The organism is Acinetobacter sp. YH01010 (genome assembly GCF_013420775.1).
GTDB lineage: Bacteria > Pseudomonadota > Gammaproteobacteria > Pseudomonadales > Moraxellaceae > Acinetobacter > Acinetobacter amyesii.
On record NZ_VOYF01000004.1, the window covers coordinates 153,536 to 174,017 of the forward strand.

Here is a 20,482-nt window from a genome sequence, read left to right on the forward strand (position 1 = left end):
TTGGATAAGAAAATGGATAAATATTACGTTATTGATAATAAAATTCAGCTTAGTAAGCAGGGGGGTGGAGCGCTCTCTAAAGTAAAATATAAAGTACAAATAGTACAAAATAACAAAGTAGTAAAAGAGCTACAGGATGTAACTGATGAAAATGGGCAAACAAAAAATGTAATAGTAGAGAGTATTTGCCAACTAAGATTTTTTGTTTATGGATTTAAGAGTCCTTATTCAGCTAAAAGTGAATGGATGATCCCATTATTTTCTAAAAGTGATGTAAGTAATATTATTGTCATTGATGAAGAGAAGTTACTTGAAAACTCTAAATTTCCAAGTGAACAGAAATATGAATTAAGAAAGAAAGAATTAAGAAATACAATAAAAGTAATGAAAGAGAATTCTACGAAGGGAATTTTTTCAAACAATGGTATCGGAAAAATTAACATTCAAAAATCAGTTTTTGAATTATCGGGTAGTAAGCCAATAGACCCAAAATTTGCAGAAATACTGAAAAATAAAAACTTAAGTAATAGTAATGGTTTGATTGAACCATTTGAACGGTCACTTAAAGATTTAGGCAATAATTATATTGAATATAAAAAGAAATGTACAAAAAAAATTTATAAAGCTAAGGTATTTTTCTTGAAGACGTATTCTGTTTTTCAGTTTATGAATTCACAGTCAAAACCTATATCTAATATTCAATATCAAGTATTTGAGAAAAATAATAAGAAGCCAATTTTAAACAATTTTCCAAAGAGTGCTGAAAAAAATGGGGTAACAGGAATTGCATTCACTACCAAAAGTAGTCAGGTTAAATATAAAATAGGAAATCAAGATAAAGAGAGTGAATTTTTTCCCTCGATCACTTGTATTGATAAAAATCAAATTAATCAAATTCGTATAGGTGTAGCAATCGGTGGGAGCAGCCCGAATGAAAATACTACTGTCGGCTTAGGTAAAGCTAAAAAAATACCAATTGTAGTAAATCCTCATACTGATGAATTGTTAATATTACCTCAGGATGCTTTCGATACATTTGAAAAAATAACGCGTGACTTAGAAGATTCTATAAAAAATATACATCGTACAAAATATGAATTAGATGAAAAAATGAACTATTTATCTAGCTCTACTGCTAAGTCTACTGCTGAAATTGAAGAAATTGAAAAAAGATTAAATATTAATCAACAAAAAGCAATAGAAAAATTAAATGAAAAATTTGGAAATAAAGCAGATTTGCGAGAAGTTTTGGTTTTAGAAACCAAAGGAGATACTAAAACAGGGGAAAAACAACTATTAAGAAAATATTTAACGGCGAAGGAATATGATCAATTAAAGTCAAAGCGACTAAATGGTGAATCAAAAATAAAAATAAAAACTGCTGCGATTAAATCTAGGAATTATGAAGAAGATGGTGATATAGAAATTGACTTACTAGATATGAAGAAAAGCTTCGATGATTTAAAAGAGCAACTAAGCGTAGAAATTTATAAAAAGAAATTTGGTGATGATGAAAAAGTTATCTACGACATGATAGGTGGGATTGGTGGAGAAATTGCAGAACAATATAAAAATAGTAATGGGGTCAATGTTAGTGTTGAGTCGCAATGGATGCGCTTAGTTGCTGGAAATGGAGGTGAAGCTTCAATACATGCGACTAATAAAGGAACTTCAATTAGAGCAAAAGGCGATCTCTCTGCAAAATTTGTATTATTTGAAAAGCAAAAAGAATGGAGAAGCTTTTATCCAAGTGAAAATGGTTGGAATCTAGAGGTCGGAGATATGGCACTAGGTACTATTCGCTTTATTCGCGGTTGTAGTTTACATGGTTTTGCTGGTGCAAATATTGGATTGGCAGGTAATTTATCGGTTGATTTGCCAATGACTGTTGGTGCGCCTCAAGTTGTTTATCCTACGACACGGACACCAAGGCGTACTAATGCTACTTCCCGCGGTATTTTAAAGCCTGATGATGCTGATTTTGACAAAACAACAGAAAATCAAGTGACAGCTGAAGTAAAAGCATTTGGTGGAGCCCAAATGGGTGTTACTGCTTTAGGCTCTATAGAGTGGTATAACGATAAGACAGAGAGTCCAGCTAAGTTTGTTAATTTGGCCTCTGCAGCACCGACGGTGGGTGGAAGTATTGGTGGAGGGTTTGAGGGGAAATTTCAAATATTTCTTGAAGGTGGAAAATTTAAATTTCGTGTGGCTTTGCATGTATGTTGGGGGATCGGGGCAAAGGGAGCTTTAGACTTTGAAGTTGATTTCAAGCAAATGTGGTATTTTGCGCTGTTTGTAAAAAGTCAATTATTACAAGCGTCATTTAAACAGCTTTTATATATTAATGAATTAGCTTTCACTGCATTAGCGCAAATATTAGCTTATTGTATTGGAGATAATCATCCTTTGACACAAAATGTTAATGAATTAGTCATTGATTTTAGTGTTTGGATAAGTGGCCTTTCTTCTGATCAACAACGTTATAGAGCCGCTATGAATATCAACTCACCTAGTGGTTTAGATGGTTTAGTCATTGCCTCACCTGAAACCAAGGGGATATTGATCTATGGGGTAACACACTGGACAACTCGTACAGCTTCTTTATTTGATATGACGATTAGCATGAGTGGTTTAGATGTAGAGATTAACCGTTTTGTAACACGGAAAAATGCCATTATTAATATATTTAAAACCTGTATCTCCACTCAGGAATGGATGAATGTCATTCAACATGTGCATCCTCGTGCTAAAACCCAGTCCAAAAGTAATATGCAAAAAATTGAAGGGGATATTATTCGCTTTTTAAACTATGGCGAAGATGTCAGTATTGCTGAAGATATTATTATTGCACTCAATTCCGGGGGAGATTATGCAGGTGGTCGAGAGAACCAATGGTTAAAAGATTTCCTTAAATACCGTAAGCAGGCAAAACCGATACAAGGTTACCCTTTGAATCATTTAATTGTAAAAAATCAAGATGATATGCAATTTAAACAGTTGGATTATATGAATGGTTATGCAGATAACGACGCAATTTTAGCTACAAATTTAGATATTTTAGCTCCATTTGACGACAAGGACATACAGCTCTATCAAGCTTGAGCTTGATAGAGCTGAACGTTACGTTAGACTATAGAATCTTTTTAGTTTGGTTTACTACACAGCGTACAGAGTTGTCAAAGTTTGGATTGATTACTCCCTTAAATCTTTCAGGGAAATCTACTGGTTGAATAGGGTGAGTATGACTACGCCGTACAGTTAAACCCTCCCCCATCTGCAAGGTTTGGCCATCTAGAGGTTTAGCACTACGGAGGACTTTCTCAGTTCCTGCTTTAGGGCCTTTCGGGTTTTTTTCAGGGGAATGTTGATAATAATCTGCTGCATACCAATCAAGCATCCATTCATAGTTGTCTGTAATTAAATCATAAAAACCTAGTGCTGAAGCTGGGTATCTGCCTATTACAGAAATTTCAGCACCAATAGACTTAAATTCATGAAATAATGCTTGTCGCTGTTTAAAACTCCATACATTTACGCCATTTTCGATTTTTCCTGTATTGGTTGGAAAATGAATCTTTTGGCCTTTATTGCGGGCAGCATATTCCCACTGAGCTTCGGTCGGGAGGTCTATGTCAAGTTTTAGTTGTGTACCTAACCATTGGCAATAATTTCGTCCCTCTTGCCAAGAAACACCTGCAGAAGAAACAGGATATCTAAATTGTGAAGAGTGAGACTCGGTTGAGCCTACTTTAGGGGTATTGGTTGCAGCGCTGTATATGTCTAAATCTGCATAGGTGGCTTTATAAGCAGACATGCTAAAGCTATCTAGAGTTACTTTGTGAACAGGTTTGCTATCAATCTTGCTGTCATAATGATCAAAATCCCCCATCATAAAAGTACCACCTTCCACAAAAATCATATTCTTTTTGGTTTTTTCTAGCAATTTTTGAATTTGTGCTTGTAATTCGGGAGAAGCATTATTTTGATGATTAGAAGGTGCTTGAGTCTCGTTGGTAGTTTTTGCGCATGCACTTAAAGCAAAGGTTGATAGTAAAATAATGGCTAGGTTTTGATTGATCATATTCTTAAAAATTATAGAGTTGTTAAAATATTGCCAAAGAATAAAGCAAATTTAATATCTCAAAAAGAGAGTTTTTGTTATTTAAACCCTTTAGATGTAAAAAAAGCCCCTCAGGGCTTTTTTTATATAAATCAAGGTAACTGTTGAATCGGACTGCCACCCAACGCCTGCATTAAAGTTACATAAGCATTATATTGACTCTGTTTGGTTTGAACCAAAGACAGTCGCGCATTACGTGTGGTCTCCTGTGCATCTAGCAAGTTTTTCAACGCAATTGCACCATTTCGATAACGTACTTCAGTCAAACGCTCAGTCTTTTCTGCAAGCTGTACATTACGCTCTTGCAAAGCAACTTGTTGACTTAACTCAGTACGATTGGATAGTGCATTTTCCACATCGGCAAAAGCCTGATACAAGGTCTGACGATATTGAATAATAGATTTTTCATAATCTAAATCGCTAATCGCAAGGTCTTTCTTCATATCGTTATATTGCAAGAAAGGTAAACTTAAACTTGCACCCAAAGCCAAAGCAGGGTTTTGTAATAAATTACTCAAAGAGGTACTGCTCGATCCTAAATTGCCAGTCAAACTAATCGAAGGATAGTAACTCGCTTTCGTTGCATCTTTATTTGCCAAAGCTTTACGTAATCTTAATTCGCTCGCTTGTAAATCTGGACGGCGAGACAACAACTCGGCAGGTAAACCTGCAGCAATCGTAGGTAATGCAATTCGAGGTAAACGCTGCGGCTCTGAAATATTCAGTTGTTGCACAGGTTGATGTAACAACACAGCCAATGCAGTGCGTGTTTCCACTTTTTGTTGGGCAATTTGGCTTAAGGTCGATTTTTGACTTTGGACCGACTGTTCTGCTTGGGTTAGATCTAAACCTGACACAGCGCCAGCTTTATATTGCACCTTGACCAAGTCATAGGTTTTTTGCGTACTGGCCAAATTTTGCTGCGCAATACTGTAGCGCTCATTTAAATAGCCAAGTTGCCAATATAGGTTTGCTGTTGTTGCAATCAAGCTTTGGGCAGTGGCTTGCAGGTCTTGTTCAGTCGCTAAAGCTTCCCACTTTGCTGCTTCAGTCTGGCTAGCCAAACGACCAAATAAATCTACTTCATAACTGACGCCACCGCTGAGTGATACACCTTTTGAGGAATCATCACCTGAATTAAGGTCAAAGTTATGTCCAGTTGAAACACTTGAACTCACGCGTGGCCCTTGTTTATTTTCAGCTAAACCTGCTTGTAGCCGAGCTTGCTGTAAATTAATACCTGCAACAGCAAGGTCAGTATTGGCAGCTAAAACTTGATTCACCAACTGGTTCAATTGAGCATCATTAAACAATGTCCACCATTGGTCAGCATAAGTATCTGCATGAACTTGCTGACTCATGGCTTTCGCATTTTGAAATTGCGTCGGAATTTGTGTTGCAGGAGCTTCGTACGGCGTTTTAACCACAGCGGCACAGCCGACTAAGCTACTTCCGAGAATGAAGGCACTTGCAAGTTTAGTTAAGGTCATTTGCATCATTAATTCCTTATTCGCGAGAAAGCGCATCGACAGGGTTAAGCTGTGCGGCATTACGTGCAGGAATAAAGCCAAACACAATACCAATCATACTTGAGCAGACAAATGCAGCAACGATAGACGTCGTTGAATAGGCCATTTGAAATGTTCCACCGGCAAAATGACTAATCAATTGTCCAATACCTAAAGATAATAAAACCCCAAGCACACCGCCTAAGATACACACCAACACCGCCTCAATCAGGAACTGTTGCAGAATGTCACTTTGACGTGCACCCACGGCCATACGCACACCAATTTCTTGGGTACGTTCAGTCACAGAAACCAACATAATGTTCATGACCCCAATACCACCGACGACCAATGAAATCACGGCAATCGCAGACACTAATAGGGTCATTGTTGCCGTGGTTTGTTGAATGGTTTCGCGGATACTATCGGAGTTCTGTGTAAAGACATCTTGCGCGCCATGACGTTGTACCAATAAGCTTAAGATGGCGTTCTCAGCAGCAGCACTTGGATATTCATCTTTCACTCGGACAATGATGCTACGTACATTCGACTGACCTAACATACGACTCATGACCGTTGAATAGGGTAAATACACATTCAGGCTATCTGAGTTGCCCATCATGCTTTTTTGTTCTTCGATCACGCCAATGATACGGCTCGGCACACTGCCTAACAAAATGACTTGACCCACAGGGTTGGTGCCATCGGCAAAGAAAGTATTTTTAGTATTACTATCAATCACCACATCTTGCGCTTGCTCAGTCACGCTTTCTTTATCAAAAGGTTGACCCGAAGCGAAGTTCATTCCTTTGACATAGAAGAAATCTTCACTCACGCCATTCACTGTGGTCGACGCTTCTGTGTCTTTAAAACGTGTTGTAACAGATGAATTGACTGAAGGACTAACGCCATCGACATAAGGTTGTTCCGCAAGGGCCGTCGCATCGGCTGGAACCAATGTTTTTACTTGCGATGATCTTGAGTTATCACCAAATCCACGACCTTGATACACCGTGATGGTATTGGTACCTAAACTGCTGATATTTTCTAAAATCTGCTTTTGCGAACCATTCCCAAGAGCCACAACAGAAACCACAGAAGCGATACCAATAATGATCCCGAGCATGGTTAAAAATGTACGCATCCGGTGTGCATTCATGGCAAGGATCGCCATACGGAATGCTTCACCTAAACGGTCAACGGCAGAGCGCCAGCTTGAAGTTTTTTTCTGTGTGTTTGGAACGAGTTGTTGTTTTTCTAAAGGTTCATCACCTGTTTCAGGTACATTGGGCTGATCTGAGATGATATTACCGTCAGAAATTTCAATAATTCGAGTCGCATTTTTTGCAACATTATGGTCGTGCGTGACCAAAATAATGGTATGACCTTTGGCATTGAGTTCGCGCAAAATCCGCATCACTTCAATACCACTATTCTTATCCAATGCACCGGTGGGTTCATCGGCAAGAATAACATCACCACCATTCATGAGGGCACGCGCAATCGATACACGTTGTTGCTGACCACCCGAGAGTTGGCTCGGACGGTTTTGGGTTTTTTCACCCAGTCCAAGATCGGTTAGTAGTTGCTTGGCACGTGCATTGCGTTCGGTTGCATCTGCACCGGCATAGATTGCGGGAACTTCAACGTTACCTGCAGCATTCAAATCACCGAGTAAGTGATAGCGCTGGAAAATAAAGCCAAAATATTCACGGCGTAACTGTGCCAGTTCATCTGGTTCAAGTTCACGCGTTTCGCGCCCTTTGACTTTGTAGCTGCCATTTGTGGGTTTATCTAGGCAACCTAAAATGTTCATTAGGGTTGATTTACCAGAACCGGACTGACCTACAATCGCCACCAGTTCACCTGGGTAAATCTCAAGATTGACCCCTTTTAGAATCTGGACTGTGCTTTCACCAGCAGGGAATTCACGAGTCAGATTCTTGACCTCGAGTAGAGGCGTCTGATATTGACTCATAATTACATTCTCATTGGGCCGCCAGCACCACCACGGTTGCTGCGTTTCGCTGTATCATTTGAAGTATCAGAACCGTCGGCAATCACGACTTTATCACCTTGTTTTAGGCCTCGGATCACTTGTGCGGTCACACGGTTGTTTAAGCCAAGTAATACAGGTTGAGGTTGTGCAGAACCATCCGCTTGCAATACACGCACCATGGCAACGCTGGCTTTGCCTTGTTTGACCAATGCTTTTTCAGCTTCAGTCAGTTCTAAACGTTTAGGACGGTTTGGATTGTCTTTGTTCGATCTAGCTTCTGCGCTGGCTTTTTTATCAGCAGATTCACCATTTGCAGATGCATTATTACGGCTACGTTGTGGACGGTTCGAGGTTTGAACGGCTGCGGCAGGTACAGTCAAGACATTCTTGGCTTCATCTAAAATGATATACACCTGAGCAGTCATATCGATACGCAATTTACCGTCTTCATTTGGGACATCAAATAACGCATTGTAGTAAACCGCAGTACTTGAAGACGAAGAGGTGTTGTTGTTACTTTCGGTGTTAATTGAGTTTGGCGCAGGTTCAACTTGGCGCAGGGTAGCATAGTGTTTTGTTTCACTGTCGCCCAAGGTTGTAAAATAAACGTTTTGACCTTCTTGGACTTTCATCACATCGGCTTCAGAAATTTCAGCTTTAATGGTCATGGTGTCGAGTTTTGCCAATTTCACAATGGTTGGCGCACTTTGGTTGGCATTTACGGTTTGGCCTTCTTCAGTCACAATCGCCACGATGGTTCCATCCATAGGTGCAACAATTTGTGTATAGCCTAAGTCTTCTTTTGCAGTCGCTAAAGTTAAACGTGATTGTTCGATTTGTGCATTAATGGCTGCAATATCAGCTTGCGCAGTTTTATAACTTGCTAGCGCAGATTCAAGTTCTGCACGACTAGTCGCGTCTTGAGCGTACATTGCTTGTTGACGATTATATTCAGCTTGGACTTTTGCAAGATTTGCTTGTTTAACTGCCAATTGCGCTTGTTGGTTTTTGATGCTAGCTTCTGCAGTTTTTAAATCATTTTCCTGACGTACCGAGTCAATACGGGCAATCAGCTGACCTTGTTTAACTTCATCGCCGAGCTGCACATACATCTTTTTCACCTGACCAGAAACCTGTGCACCAACACTCACCATTTTGGTTGCTTCAAGTACACCTGTTGCAAGCACAGAGTTTTCAATGTCACCACGACTCACTTCAGCAGTAATATATTGCGGCTGAGTTTCTTTAGGTTTTAGGAAATGCCATGCAGTGACAGCGATTGCCAAAGCAACGATGATGGCTACGATCAATTTTGCTGGTTTTATTTTTGTCATGATTGGCAGTTAAAAGTTTATAAAGATGATTGAATTATAAGATTTAAATACGGATAAATTGTGAACTTTTTGAACAAACAGTAATGATAATTATTCTTTTATACTGGAATGCAAGTTATTACAGCCTTTTATTAGACTAGAAGAGTCTGCGCCCACACAAGCTGGCAATAGCTTGTTGTACCAAGTGCTCAGGATTTTCATGACCTAAACCTTTTATTGACGCGTCTAAACGAAGTAATAGGGCAGGCCAAGTCAAAAAATCGTTCGCATTTAAACGGCGTAACGCTTGTTGATACAGCCCGACTTTGGTTTTCCAAATACCGATTTGCAAGGCATTTTGTGGCTGCTCAAACAGTTGCATCAGCAAACGCATTTCCTTACTGATACTCCATAAAATCAGCGACATCGGCTCGCCTGAAGCGATTAAGTATTGAAAAATTTTAATTGATTGCGCCAAATTGCCTTGCAGCATGGCATCATTTAAATCATAGGTGGTGTAGCGTGACTGATCTTGTAAGCAAGAGTACAGATGATCAATCTGAATCATCTCTGCTTCAGGAAAAGTATCTGCGACACGCATTAAACTATTTTTTGCCGCCAGTAAATTGTGCTCATGATGCTGTTCTAGCCATTGCCAAGCATCATTGGCGAGTTGAATGCCAAGCTTTTGTGCTTCAACGGCCAAAATTTGCTGACGATCTTTAGGGTAGTTTGCAGTCAGTGCAACATTGACTCCATTGGCATCAATGGTTTGGAAAAAACTGGTCTTTAAACTCGCACTGTCTTGCTTCGGCATGACCACGAGCAGCAAGTTACTTTCATTTTGCTGTAAATAGCTTTTTAACAGTTTTAGTCCATTGGCATCGGGTTTAATGCTGCCATGTGCCTCAATTGCCAGTTGACTGGAAAATAATGACAAGCTATTTAAAGCATTAAAGACATTTTTCCAATCAGCAGCAGAGCTAATGTCATACCGTTGACGCTCGATTTCTCTAGCGTTCCAACTCTTACGAAATGCATCGAGGAGATTTTGTTCAAGTAATGGCTCTTGACCATGTAGCACCCAGGCACCTTGCGCTTCATCTACACGTTTTAATGCCTGAAGATAGTCAAGTTTCATGGATGGTTCTTACTCAGCTTTGGTCGGTGCAGTTAGTGGATTCGCTTTTGGTAAGCGGTTTGATGAAATTTGGCGCACGATCTGTTGTGCAATGTCATCAATAATCACTTGTTTTAAATATTTTTCTTCTTGGTCATCAGTGTTCACGGTTGCTACGTCGTATTGGTAGCTACGTGTTGCCATCAATGTACGTGGTTCTGTCACAGGGTTACCTTGAGCATCTTCAATTTGGAATGTCACATTCAAGCGCAGTAAAGTTTCAACCAATTTACCATTGAGTTCTAAACGTCGTGGAGTGTAATCCAACACATGTAAGACATAGGCATTTTGATTATTGCTCAATTGCACGCCTGCAGAACCTAAATAAATCGCTAACTTTTCATGTAAGTCATCCGTATCTTCAGGAAGTGCCAATCGCATATTGGAATAGGCTACAGGTACAGCAGCAGGGTTGGTGCCTTTTAAATGAAAACCACAACCGACCATGCCTGCGCTCAGGCCCATAGTTAATACAATTGCAGCAACACGTTGAACCAAGTGCATAAAGTGTCCTCTGTTTCCCGAAGGGATAATGTTGAAATCCTGTGTGGATTGTAAAGTCAAAGCCCGTTGACTCGCAACGGGCTTTGTTTGGGAATTGTTTTTTAATCCCTCCCGACCTCCCTTTAAAAAAGGGAGGAGATCCGATTTTTTGTTGGGAGGGGGAAGTCCCCCTTTTATAAAGGGGGATTTAGGGGGATTAAATTAAACCACCAAATTTACTAATTTATTCGGCACCACAATTTCTTTCTTGGTTGGACCAGTCAAGAATTGTTGAACTTCAGGTAATGCTTTTGCTTGTGCCAAAATGTCATCTTTAGAGGCATCGACAGACACTTCTAATTTGCCACGAAGTTTACCGTTCACTTGCACTACAATCGTTTGTGTATTGCGAGTCAGCGCAGATTCATCTACCGCAGGGAAGCGTGCTGATGTTAATTCGATACCAAACTCAGCCAATAAGGTTTGGCTTAAATGTGGTGCAAACGGAGCAAGTAAAGTTAGAAGGGTAATGATTGATTCACGTGCAACAGCTGCATCGTTATCATCTTTTACTTCAAACTTATTGTTTGCGTTTAGAAGTTCCATCATCGCTGCAATAGCAGTGTTGAAGGCATGACGACGTGCAATGTCATCACCCACTTTTTGAATGGTTTCGTGTGTTTTACGACGTAAGTCTTGTGCAGCGGTAGAAAGTGTCGCTTTGTCGATGTTTACAGCAGAGTTGCCTTGTTCAAGGAAACCTGTTGCTAGGCGCCATACACGTTTTAAGAAACGGTTTGCACCTTCAACACCAGCGTCAGACCATTCTAGTGATTGATCTGGTGGTGCAGCGAACATCATGAATACACGTGCAGTATCTGCACCGTATTGATCAATAATCGCTTGCGGGTCGATACCGTTGTTTTTCGATTTCGACATTTTTTCTTGACCGCCAACCACGACGTCTTGACCATCACCTTGATATTTCGCAGAAATGATACGGCCTTTTTCATCACGTTCTAAATCGATGTCAGCAGGGTTAAACCAAGTCTTCTTACCTGAATCAGCTTCACGGTAGTACGTATCAGCCAACACCATACCTTGTGTTAAAAGGTTAGTGAATGGTTCGTTACCTTGAACGACGCCTTCATCACGCATCAATTTGTGGAAGAAGCGTGCATAGAGTAAGTGCAGAATCGCATGTTCAACACCACCGATGTATTGGTTCACAGGTAACCAAGTTTGACCCGCTTCAGGTTTCACCATACCGTCAGTGAAATCTGGAGATGCATAGCGTGCATAGTACCAAGATGATTCTACAAAGGTATCCAAAGTATCTGTTTCACGACGAGCATCGCCACCACAGCATGGGCAAGTGGTTTCATAGAACTCAGGCATTTTGTTGAGTGGATTGCCTGAACCGTCTGGAACCACGTCCGTTGGCAATACAACTGGAAGTTGTTCTTCAGGTACTGGAACCTGACCACATTTTTCACAGTTGATCATAGGAATTGGACAACCCCAATAACGCTGACGAGAAACACCCCAGTCACGTAAACGGAATTGAACTTTTACATTTGCAAGCTTTTGAGGCTCAAGTTTTGCAAGGAATGCATCGAATGCGCCTTGGAAATCTAAACCGTCAAATTCACCTGAATTCACCAATTTACCTTCTTTAGAGCCATACCATTCTTGCCACTCTGTCGCAGAGAAGTCGCTATCATCTGCGCCTTTCGCATCAATCACTTGCTTGATGGTTAAGCCATATTTATTCGCAAATTCGAAGTCACGTTCATCGTGTGATGGAACCGCCATCACCGCACCTGAACCGTAAGACATCAAGACGTAGTTTGCGATCCAAACAGGAACTTCTTCACCTGTAACTGGGTGCTTAACTGACAAACCTGTTGCCATGCCTTTCTTTTCAGCAGTCGCAAGGTCTGCTTCAGCAACAGAACCCATACGGCATTCTTCAATAAATGCAGCAAGCTCTGGATTGTTTTCCGCAGCTTTAAGTGCCATCGGATGTTCTGCTGCAACCGCAACATAAGTCACACCCATTAAGGTGTCAGCACGAGTGGTAAATACAGTTAAACCATCTGCGTAAATATCTGGATTCGCTGAAGGGAAGGTGATTTCCATACCCTGTGAGCGACCAATCCAGTTACGTTGCATGGTTAAAACTTGCTGTGGCCAGCCGTCTTTTAATGTTTCTAAATCGTCAAGTAATTCTTGCGCATAGTCAGTGATGCGGAAGTAGTACATTGGAATATCACGTTTTTCGACCAATGCACCAGAACGCCAGCCACGACCATTTTCAACTTGTTCGTTTGCTAAAACAGTTTGGTCTACTGGGTCCCAGTTCACTGTTGAAAGCTTACGGTAAATTAAACCTTTTTTATAAAGCTGTACGAATAACCATTGTTCCCAGCGATAGTATTCAGGTGTGCAAGTTGCAAATTCACGATCCCAATCTACAGAAAGACCTAACTTTTTAAGCTGATTACGCATGTAATCAATGTTTTCAAAAGTCCATTTTGCAGGAGCGACTTGATGGGCAATCGCCGCATTTTCAGCAGGTAGGCCGAAAGCATCCCAACCCATGGGTTGTAGCACAGTTTCACCTTGTAAACGGTGGAAACGGCTGATCACATCACCAATGGTGTAGTTACGCACATGACCCATATGCAGTTTGCCACTTGGATAAGGGAACATAGAGAGGATATAACGACGTGGTCCTTCTACTTGGTCGGCAACTTTAAAGGCTTTGCGATTTTCCCAGTCTTGTTGGACTGTAGGTTCAATCGCACTGGCTTGATATTCAGGGTCAATGTGAGTAGTCATAAACGTAAATAGAAATAACGGTTAAAAAGTTTGTGCTACAGCATAGCGCAAAATACGCCTAGAGTGAATTTTGCGATGCTGTGTAGATGTAAATAATTTAAGTCGATATAGCAGGACTTTGGCATGAATTATTGTGCTGCGGCAGCTACCGCTTGAGCTTGGCGGAGTGCTGCATTGGCTTCGCGTTGTTGTTCTGCTTGTTGCTCATTTTGTTCATTCGACTGTTCGGCTTCACGTGAAACCTCTTCTTGGTTTTTTGCTGGAGTTGATTGCGTAGTCGTTGTTGCGCCATAGGTATTTACTTTACCTTTACGCTGCGCATTTTTTGGCGGTGGCGTGGTGGTGTAATGCGTTGAACCTTTAGCATCCACCCATTTGTAATATTCTTTCGCTGAAAGGTCCAAACTGGTCAGGCAAAACGCCATGCTAGATAAAATACAGGCAGTTCGTGCAATCGTCGTCTTCATCATAAATTCAGTCCCAAAGTTATAGTGATCATGCAAAATTATGCTGAAAATTTTGCGCTTTTTTGACAGCAGAATCTATGCATTTTTTAGCACAAAGGATAAAAGGGGCATCGCGTGGGATGAGTAACTTTGTGAATGATGATTTGTGAATGATGAATTGTGGAATTAATAAGCAATCAAAATATTGTGTTTTTATCATTTAATCCATGCCTTAAGTTGAAAGTGAGGCAATTGAATTAAAAACCCACAGCAATTCATTTAATTTATTTATTAGATTTATAAAAGTATTTTATTAAATACATGCTAACTGGTTATAAATAAACAAACTACAAAGAATGCAAAGAACGGGAGTGTGCTTAAAAAACAAACGGTCTGTAAGTAATCAGAAAAAAGCCCATTTTTAAACTTGACTTTAATGGTTGAAACTACAAAAATGCTGTCTTTAGTTTTATATGCCTTAGATCGATCACCCTTCGAATGAGTGCATTTTAGCAATGGACTTCTTCTCTAGCCGAGAGGTTGAACAAAGCCAACAAAATATGTTTATCCCAACATGTTTTAGACCCCATATTGCTCAAACAGCAAGCAGGTCAGATTTTTTTCTTATTGCTATGAAAACTATGAAATTTGTGTGCTATAACAGAGCACACAGTTAATGAATTAACCACGACAAATGCCCTCCATTTGTGCGTGAAAAAAGATTAGGGTGAATCACGTTGGAACTTTTATCTGGTGGTGAAATGCTCGTACGCGCTTTAGCGGACGAAGGCGTTGAACATGTTTTTGGATACCCAGGCGGCGCAGTACTGCATATTTATGATGCGCTATTTCAACAAGAAAAAATCAATCATTACCTAGTGCGCCACGAGCAAGCTGCTGGTCATATGGCTGATGCTTACTCACGTGTCACAGGTAAAACAGGTGTCGTACTGGTGACATCTGGTCCGGGTGCAACAAATACCGTAACTCCAATTGCAACTGCCTATATGGACTCAATCCCAATGGTGATTTTGTCAGGTCAGGTTGCAAGCCATCTTATCGGTGAGGATGCGTTCCAAGAAACGGATATGGTTGGTATTTCGCGCCCAATCGTAAAACACAGCTTCCAAGTACGTCATGCAAGCGAAATCCCTTCGATTATTAAGAAGGCATTTTATATCGCTTCAAGTGGTCGTCCGGGTCCTGTTGTCGTTGATATTCCAAAAGATGCAACGAATCCTGCAGAGAAATTTGCTTACGAATATCCTGAAAAAGTGAAAATGCGTTCGTATCAACCGCCGCATCGTGGTCACTCAGGTCAAATTCGTAAAGCAATTGATGAATTGATTCATGCTAAACGCCCAATTATTTATTCAGGCGGCGGTGTGGTTCAAGGCAATGCTTCTGCACAGTTGACAGAACTTGCACATTTACTGGGTTATCCAGTAACCAGTACCTTAATGGGTCTTGGTGCGTATCCGGGCAATGATGAACAATTCATCGGCATGTTGGGTATGCATGGTACTTACGAAGCCAATATGACGATGCACAATGCAGATGTGATTCTGTGTGTGGGCGCGCGCTTCGATGACCGTGTAACCAATAATCCAGCGAAATTCTGTCCAAATGCCAAAGTCATTCATATTGATATAGACCCAGCAACGATTTCAAAAACAATTATGGCGCACATCCCAATTGTGGGTGCAGTAGAGCCTGTATTGACTGAAATGTTGGCTCAATTAAAGCAATTGAATGTGTCTAAACCAAATCCAGAAGATATCGCGGCTTGGTGGAAACAAATCAATGAATGGCGTCAAGTTCATGGTTTGAACTATGATAAACCAACTGATGGTTCAATGAAGCCACAGCAAGTTGTTGAAGCGTTGGATAAAATTACCAATAGCCAAGCCATCATTACTTCAGACGTTGGTCAACACCAAATGTTTGGTGCGCTTTACTACAAATACACACGTCCACGTCAATGGATCAACTCAGGTGGTCTAGGAACCATGGGTGTAGGTTTGCCATATGCTATGGCAGCAAAACTTGCCTTCCCAGATCAACAAGTAGTGTGTATTACTGGCGAAGCATCGATTCAGATGTGTATCCAAGAACTTTCTACATGTAAGCAATATGGCTTGAATGTAAAAATTCTATGCTTGAATAACCGTGCATTAGGTATGGTTAAGCAATGGCAAGACATGAACTACGAAGGTCGTCACTCAAGTTCTTATGTTGAGTCACTTCCTGACTTCCCTAAATTAATGGAAGCGTATGGGCATGTGGGTATTCAAATTGATCATGCAGATGAACTCGAATCGAAGCTTGCTGAAGCAATGGCGATCAATGACAAGTGCGTGTTTATTAACGTGATGGTTGACCGTTCAGAGCATGTATATCCAATGTTGGTTGCTGGCCAGTCAATGAAAGATATGTGGTTAGGCAAAGGAGAGCGCACACAATGAGACATATTATCTCTGTACTTGTAGAAAACGAAGCAGGTGCGCTTTCACGTTTGGTAGGTTTATTCTCTCAGCGTGGTTATAACATTGAGACATTAAACGTAGCGCCAACAGAAGATCCGACGCTTTCGCGTTTGACTTTAACCACGTATGGCGATGAGCATAAAATTGAACAAATCACCAAACAACTCAACAAGCTTGTCGAAGTTGTTAAAGTTGTTGATTTGTCTGAAGGTGCTCATATTGAACGTGAATTGATGTTAATTAAAGTCAAAGCACTCGGTTCAGCACGTGCCGAAATTAAACGTACTGCGGATATTTTCCGTGGACAAATCGTAGACGTAACGCCAACGACATATACCATTCAAATCGCAGGTACAACTGAAAAGATAGATGGTTTTATTGATGCCTTAGCTGAAAATACAATTCTAGAAGTTGTACGTTCAGGTGTTTCAGGTATCGCACGTGGCGAAAAAGTTTTAACTATCTAATTTTATATATTCACCTCACTCCTATGGGTGAGGTACTTGAAACGTGAATAATCAAACAGAATCACGGTATCAAGTTAAAGGAAACGAAAGCATTTTAGCGGAGACAGCAATGCAAATTTTTTACGATAAAGACACAGACTTATCTATCATCCAAGGCAAAAAAGTAGCAATCATTGGTTATGGTTCACAAGGCCATGCTCATGCGCTTAACCTTAAAGATTCAGGCGTTGACGTAACTGTAGGTCTACGCGCTGGTTCTACTTCTTGGAAAAAAGCTGAAAATGCTGGTCTTAAAGTTTCAGAAGTTCCTGCTGCTGTAGCTCAAGCTGACTTAGTTATGATTTTGACTCCAGATGAGTTCCAATCACAACTTTACCGTGACGTAATTGAGCCAAACATCAAGCAAGGTGCAACGCTAGCATTTGCTCATGGTTTCTCTGTTCTTTATAACCAAGTTGTTCCACGTGCTGACCTTGACGTAATCATGGTTGCTCCAAAAGCGCCTGGTCATACTGTACGTTCAGAATTCCAACGTGGTTCAGGTGTACCTGATCTTATCGCTGTTCACCAAGATGCTTCTGGTAATGCACGTAACGTTGCGCTTTCTTACGCTTCAGGTGTTGGTGGTGGCCGTACTGGTATTATCGAAACTTCATTCCGTGAAGAAACTGAAACTGACCTTTTCGGTGAGCAAGCAGTCCTTTGTGGTGGTGCTGTTGAATTGGTTAAAATGGGCTTCGAAACTCTTGTTGAAGCTGGTTATGCACCAGAAATGGCTTACTTCGAATGTTTACACGAACTTAAATTGATCGTTGACTTAATGTTCGAAGGCGGTATCGCGGACATGAACTACTCAGTATCAAACAATGCTGAATATGGCGAATACGTAACTGGCGTTGAAGTAATCAACGAACAATCTCGTGAAGCGATGCGTAATGCGCTTAAACGTATTCAATCTGGTGAATACGCGAAAATGTTCATCCAAGAAGGTGCGTTGAACTATCCTTCAATGACTGCTCGTCGTCGTCAAAACGCGGCGCATGGTATCGAAGTAACTGGTAACAAGTTACGTGCGATGATGCCTTGGATCCAAGCGAACAAAATCGTTGATAAAGAGAAAAACTAATTTCTTGAATCAATTGATTTGAATACGAAGACCCACTCATTTTGAGTGGGTTTTTTAATATCTAAAGTTACGTGCCTTAAAAATAGAAAAGCATGCTTTTCTATTTTTACGTACCTTGGATCCAAGCGAACAAAATCGTAGACAAAGAAAAGAACGAAGTTCTGATATCTAAGTCAAAAAGCCCTTGTTTTTAACAGGGGCTTTTTTATCCCTTATAAAAGACGGCATCAAGGCTACGAGCCTCAAATGATGTAAGCGATACTTTCATCATTTTCGCGCCTTGGATCCAAGCGAACAAAATCGTTGATAAAGAGAAAAACTAATTTCTTGAATCAATTGATTTGAATACGAAGACCCACTCATTTTGAGTGGGTTTTTTAATACCTAAAGTTACGTGCCTTAAAAATAGAAAAGCATGCTTTCATTCCTTACGCGTCACACAGAATGGTGTGCTGCCTCGTTGTACTTCGTACAAAACAGTGTTTGTACTCGTTCATACTTTGGATAGAAGTGAACAAAATCGTAAGCAAAGAAAAGAATTTATTTAATTAATTATCTTTTGAGTTTTATGCTACAAAAAACCCAATATTAGCGTGGGTTAGGATAATGATTTTATATAAATATGTGAGTTTTGAAGCTGCTTTAACGATTTTAAAAACAAAATCTCTAGGTTTTTCAGATTTAGAAGATTTTAATGACCCATTTGAATGCACTGGTTTTGGTTTTTATGATTTGGATGTGCCGACATCCCTAGCAATAGGGGCATTCCGTAATCGGTTTTCTAGAAAGTATGTGATTTTAAGTTTGACTAGAACTGCTTTAAATCCACTCATGTGGTCACATTATGGGGATAGTTACAAAGGTGTTGTGATCGGAATTGACACATGCAAAGCAGGTTTTGAGTGTGATATACAGATGGTGATCAATTTATTATTCCTTCAACAAAAGGAGAGTTGAGATATTTAAAAACAGCGCCGAAGCAAGCCAATGTGGCAAGTGTTGAAAAATTAATGTCTGTAGGAAATTCAAATATTTTAAATTGGGATAATGAAGAAGTTTTAATAAAGCATGGTTTGCTTTATAAAATGCAGGAATGGGCATACGAAGAGGAAGTACGTATTGTAAAGAATATTAGCGATGCTCAATTCGGGTATCACTTTTCTACAAAAACACATGCATATATCAATGACCAACTTTGGCAAAGAGTCCAATTGCAAACGCGTCCAATTTATACATTAAAATTGCCTGAAGAAGCCTTTGTTGAAGTATATGTTGGGAAAAATGCATATATTGATCTTAGAAGAAAGCAAGAGCTTGTGAAGCCCGTAATTGATCATAAGGTAGATCAGTTTGAATTGCTGAAAGATCTATGTATTGAATCTAATATTGGTTTGAAATGTATTTCATTAGATTTGGAAACATGGGCTTTAAAAGCGACTCCAATTTAATCTGATAGTTTGAGTCGTAGGTAGTTTCAAAACTCCTATATTTGTGTCATCTGTGTTGAATTTAGGTTGTGATAGAGTAGGCATTATTCATGCTGCATGGAGTGTGTAATTGCAATGAAAATATCAAAACTCTCTCTTTTACTCGCTCTTTGTCTACCTGTGGTGAGTTTTGCACAAGATGCAGATATAACACTGTCTGAGTTAAAGCCTTTACCTGATGTTCGCATATCCATGCAGCGGATGCTTCGCTCGACTGAAGGACGCTATTTCTTAGATTTGTATGCTGGCATATGGAATCCGCACGGGACGTTGACTGATCTGCAAGAGCCCAAACAAATTAACTTTAAAGGGACTCAAAAAGCAGATTTTATTGACTTGAATTCAGTCAATGTTGGGACGGAACAAAGTGCTGCAGCAGCTTATCGATTGGCAGGTACATTGAATGCAAATACAGGCTACTTTAAAGCTGAACTGACGGAACAAACGGCACCACCATCTACAAGTTATCTACAGTTTGAACCTGCGTTTAAAGCTGCAGATAAACCTATCCTGCTGTTTAAGTTTTATGGGGTGCAATCCGCAGACCAACCTTATGGGAAGTCTCTAAAACGCGTAGATGTGGTTAATAAATCAAATGGCAAAGTACTACAGTCATTACAAGGCTTTAATGCTTTTGGGAATAGTATGGGATTCTTAGATGTAAACTTTGATGGATACTATGATGTTGTACTTTCAGATACCTCTGATGGTCGAAAAATAGAAGATAAGCGATTTATTTATTGGATGTACAATCCTAAAACGAAGAATTTTCAACGCTCACCACAATTGGAAAAAATTGCTGGCTTCCCAAAATTAAAAGGAGAGTTGCAGCAGATCGACTTTGGATCAGGTCAAATCTTTCGAGTCGATCAAGGATTGCTTTATCCAGTCAGTGAGTAAGTTAAATTTTAAAAAGCCCCATAACTTGGGGCTTTTTTTATTTATAGAATTTTCTAAAGATGAATGTAGATACTTTTAAATGAGGTAGTCAGTATTTTGAATAAAAAATCAAAGTAAAAA

15 protein-coding genes are annotated in these 20,482 nt (G+C 40.0%); 7 read left to right on the forward strand and 8 right to left on the reverse strand.

From position 1 onward, the window contains the following. Positions 1-12: 12 nt before the first annotated feature. A complete protein-coding gene (locus FTT77_RS05270; RefSeq protein WP_180025989.1) occupies positions 13-3,105 on the forward strand; it encodes a hypothetical protein in 3,093 nt (1,030 codons plus the stop codon). Between the two features lie 28 nt (positions 3,106-3,133). Here FTT77_RS05270 and FTT77_RS05275 read toward each other — a convergent pair whose 3' ends face one another. From FTT77_RS05275 to FTT77_RS05310, 8 genes are all read right to left on the reverse strand, one after another. Continuing rightward, positions 3,134-4,084, reverse strand: a complete 951-nt coding sequence (locus FTT77_RS05275; protein WP_180007204.1) for an SUMF1/EgtB/PvdO family nonheme iron enzyme — start codon at positions 4,082-4,084, stop codon at positions 3,134-3,136. A gap of 131 nt (positions 4,085-4,215) precedes the next feature. Continuing rightward, complete coding sequence (locus tag FTT77_RS05280) at positions 4,216-5,619, reverse strand: efflux transporter outer membrane subunit (RefSeq protein ID WP_180007263.1); 1,404 nt, start codon at positions 5,617-5,619, stop codon at positions 4,216-4,218. 10 nt (positions 5,620-5,629) lie between these two features. After that, entirely contained in the window at positions 5,630-7,609 is a 1,980-nt protein-coding gene (locus tag FTT77_RS05285; RefSeq protein WP_180109005.1) for a MacB family efflux pump subunit, read from the reverse strand. 2 nt (positions 7,610-7,611) lie between these two features. After that, positions 7,612-8,964, reverse strand: a complete 1,353-nt coding sequence (locus FTT77_RS05290; protein WP_180109004.1) for a MacA family efflux pump subunit — start codon at positions 8,962-8,964, stop codon at positions 7,612-7,614. A 136-nt stretch (positions 8,965-9,100) separates the two neighbouring features. Next, positions 9,101-10,084 carry a DNA polymerase III subunit delta gene (holA, locus tag FTT77_RS05295; protein ID WP_180109003.1) on the reverse strand — a complete coding sequence of 328 codons (984 nt, stop codon included), beginning with the start codon at positions 10,082-10,084 and terminating at the stop codon, positions 9,101-9,103. A gap of 9 nt (positions 10,085-10,093) precedes the next feature. Next, on the reverse strand, positions 10,094-10,627 hold the full coding sequence (lptE, locus tag FTT77_RS05300; RefSeq protein WP_078192675.1) for an LPS assembly lipoprotein LptE: 534 nt from the start codon (positions 10,625-10,627) through the stop codon (positions 10,094-10,096). Between the two features lie 201 nt (positions 10,628-10,828). Further along, positions 10,829-13,450, reverse strand: coding sequence for a leucine--tRNA ligase (gene leuS / locus FTT77_RS05305; protein WP_180109002.1), 2,622 nt, complete (start codon positions 13,448-13,450; stop codon positions 10,829-10,831). A gap of 128 nt (positions 13,451-13,578) precedes the next feature. Further along, a complete protein-coding gene (locus FTT77_RS05310) occupies positions 13,579-13,875 on the reverse strand; it encodes a DUF4124 domain-containing protein (RefSeq protein WP_373683082.1) in 297 nt (98 codons plus the stop codon). Between the two features lie 758 nt (positions 13,876-14,633). Here FTT77_RS05310 and FTT77_RS05315 point away from each other — a divergent pair. The 6 genes from FTT77_RS05315 to FTT77_RS05340 all read left to right on the forward strand — a co-directional run bounded on the left by FTT77_RS05315 (position 14,634) and on the right by FTT77_RS05340 (position 20,362). Continuing rightward, positions 14,634-16,361 carry an acetolactate synthase 3 large subunit gene (locus FTT77_RS05315; RefSeq protein ID WP_168378448.1) on the forward strand — a complete coding sequence of 576 codons (1,728 nt, stop codon included), beginning with the start codon at positions 14,634-14,636 and terminating at the stop codon, positions 16,359-16,361. Continuing rightward, positions 16,358-16,849, forward strand: coding sequence for an acetolactate synthase small subunit (gene ilvN / locus FTT77_RS05320; protein ID WP_078189625.1), 492 nt, complete (start codon positions 16,358-16,360; stop codon positions 16,847-16,849). The genes FTT77_RS05315 and ilvN overlap by 4 nt, the downstream gene beginning before the upstream one ends. A gap of 109 nt (positions 16,850-16,958) precedes the next feature. Beyond that, positions 16,959-17,975 (forward strand): ketol-acid reductoisomerase, encoded by a 1,017-nt coding sequence (gene ilvC / locus FTT77_RS05325; RefSeq protein WP_078192867.1) that lies wholly within the window; start codon positions 16,959-16,961, stop codon positions 17,973-17,975. Between the two features lie 606 nt (positions 17,976-18,581). Next, the gene (locus tag FTT77_RS05330) at positions 18,582-18,932 is read left to right on the forward strand and encodes a DUF2971 domain-containing protein (protein ID WP_180005395.1); all 351 of its coding nucleotides are present in this window, start codon (positions 18,582-18,584) and stop codon (positions 18,930-18,932) included. A gap of 32 nt (positions 18,933-18,964) precedes the next feature. Then, complete coding sequence (locus FTT77_RS05335) at positions 18,965-19,423, forward strand: hypothetical protein (RefSeq protein WP_180005394.1); 459 nt, start codon at positions 18,965-18,967, stop codon at positions 19,421-19,423. Between the two features lie 114 nt (positions 19,424-19,537). Further along, on the forward strand, positions 19,538-20,362 hold the full coding sequence (locus tag FTT77_RS05340) for a hypothetical protein (protein ID WP_257222505.1): 825 nt from the start codon (positions 19,538-19,540) through the stop codon (positions 20,360-20,362). Positions 20,363-20,482 lie beyond the last annotated feature (120 nt).

Bases quoted from the DNA above. Each gene is read 5' to 3' on its own strand.
- FTT77_RS05310 (WP_373683082.1), bottom strand. From the start codon at position 13,875: ATGGCGTTTTGCCTGACCAGTTTGGACCTTTCAGCGAAAGAATATTAC.
- leuS (WP_180109002.1), bottom strand. From the start codon at position 13,450: ATGACTACTCACATTGACCCTGAATATCAAGCCAGTGCGATTGAACCT.
- FTT77_RS05280 (WP_180007263.1), bottom strand. From the start codon at position 5,619: ATGCAAATGACCTTAACTAAACTTGCAAGTGCCTTCATTCTCGGAAGT.
- FTT77_RS05285 (WP_180109005.1), bottom strand. From the start codon at position 7,609: ATGAGTCAATATCAGACGCCTCTACTCGAGGTCAAGAATCTGACTCGT.
- FTT77_RS05275 (WP_180007204.1), bottom strand. From the start codon at position 4,084: ATGATCAATCAAAACCTAGCCATTATTTTACTATCAACCTTTGCTTTA.
- holA (WP_180109003.1), bottom strand. From the start codon at position 10,084: ATGAAACTTGACTATCTTCAGGCATTAAAACGTGTAGATGAAGCGCAA.
- ilvN (WP_078189625.1), top strand. From the start codon at position 16,358: ATGAGACATATTATCTCTGTACTTGTAGAAAACGAAGCAGGTGCGCTT.
- lptE (WP_078192675.1), bottom strand. From the start codon at position 10,627: ATGCACTTGGTTCAACGTGTTGCTGCAATTGTATTAACTATGGGCCTG.
- FTT77_RS05290 (WP_180109004.1), bottom strand. From the start codon at position 8,964: ATGACAAAAATAAAACCAGCAAAATTGATCGTAGCCATCATCGTTGCT.
- ilvC (WP_078192867.1), top strand. From the start codon at position 16,959: ATGCAAATTTTTTACGATAAAGACACAGACTTATCTATCATCCAAGGC.
- FTT77_RS05330 (WP_180005395.1), top strand. From the start codon at position 18,582: ATGATTTTATATAAATATGTGAGTTTTGAAGCTGCTTTAACGATTTTA.
- FTT77_RS05340 (WP_257222505.1), top strand. From the start codon at position 19,538: ATGAAAATATCAAAACTCTCTCTTTTACTCGCTCTTTGTCTACCTGTG.
- FTT77_RS05270 (WP_180025989.1), top strand. From the start codon at position 13: ATGGATAAATATTACGTTATTGATAATAAAATTCAGCTTAGTAAGCAG.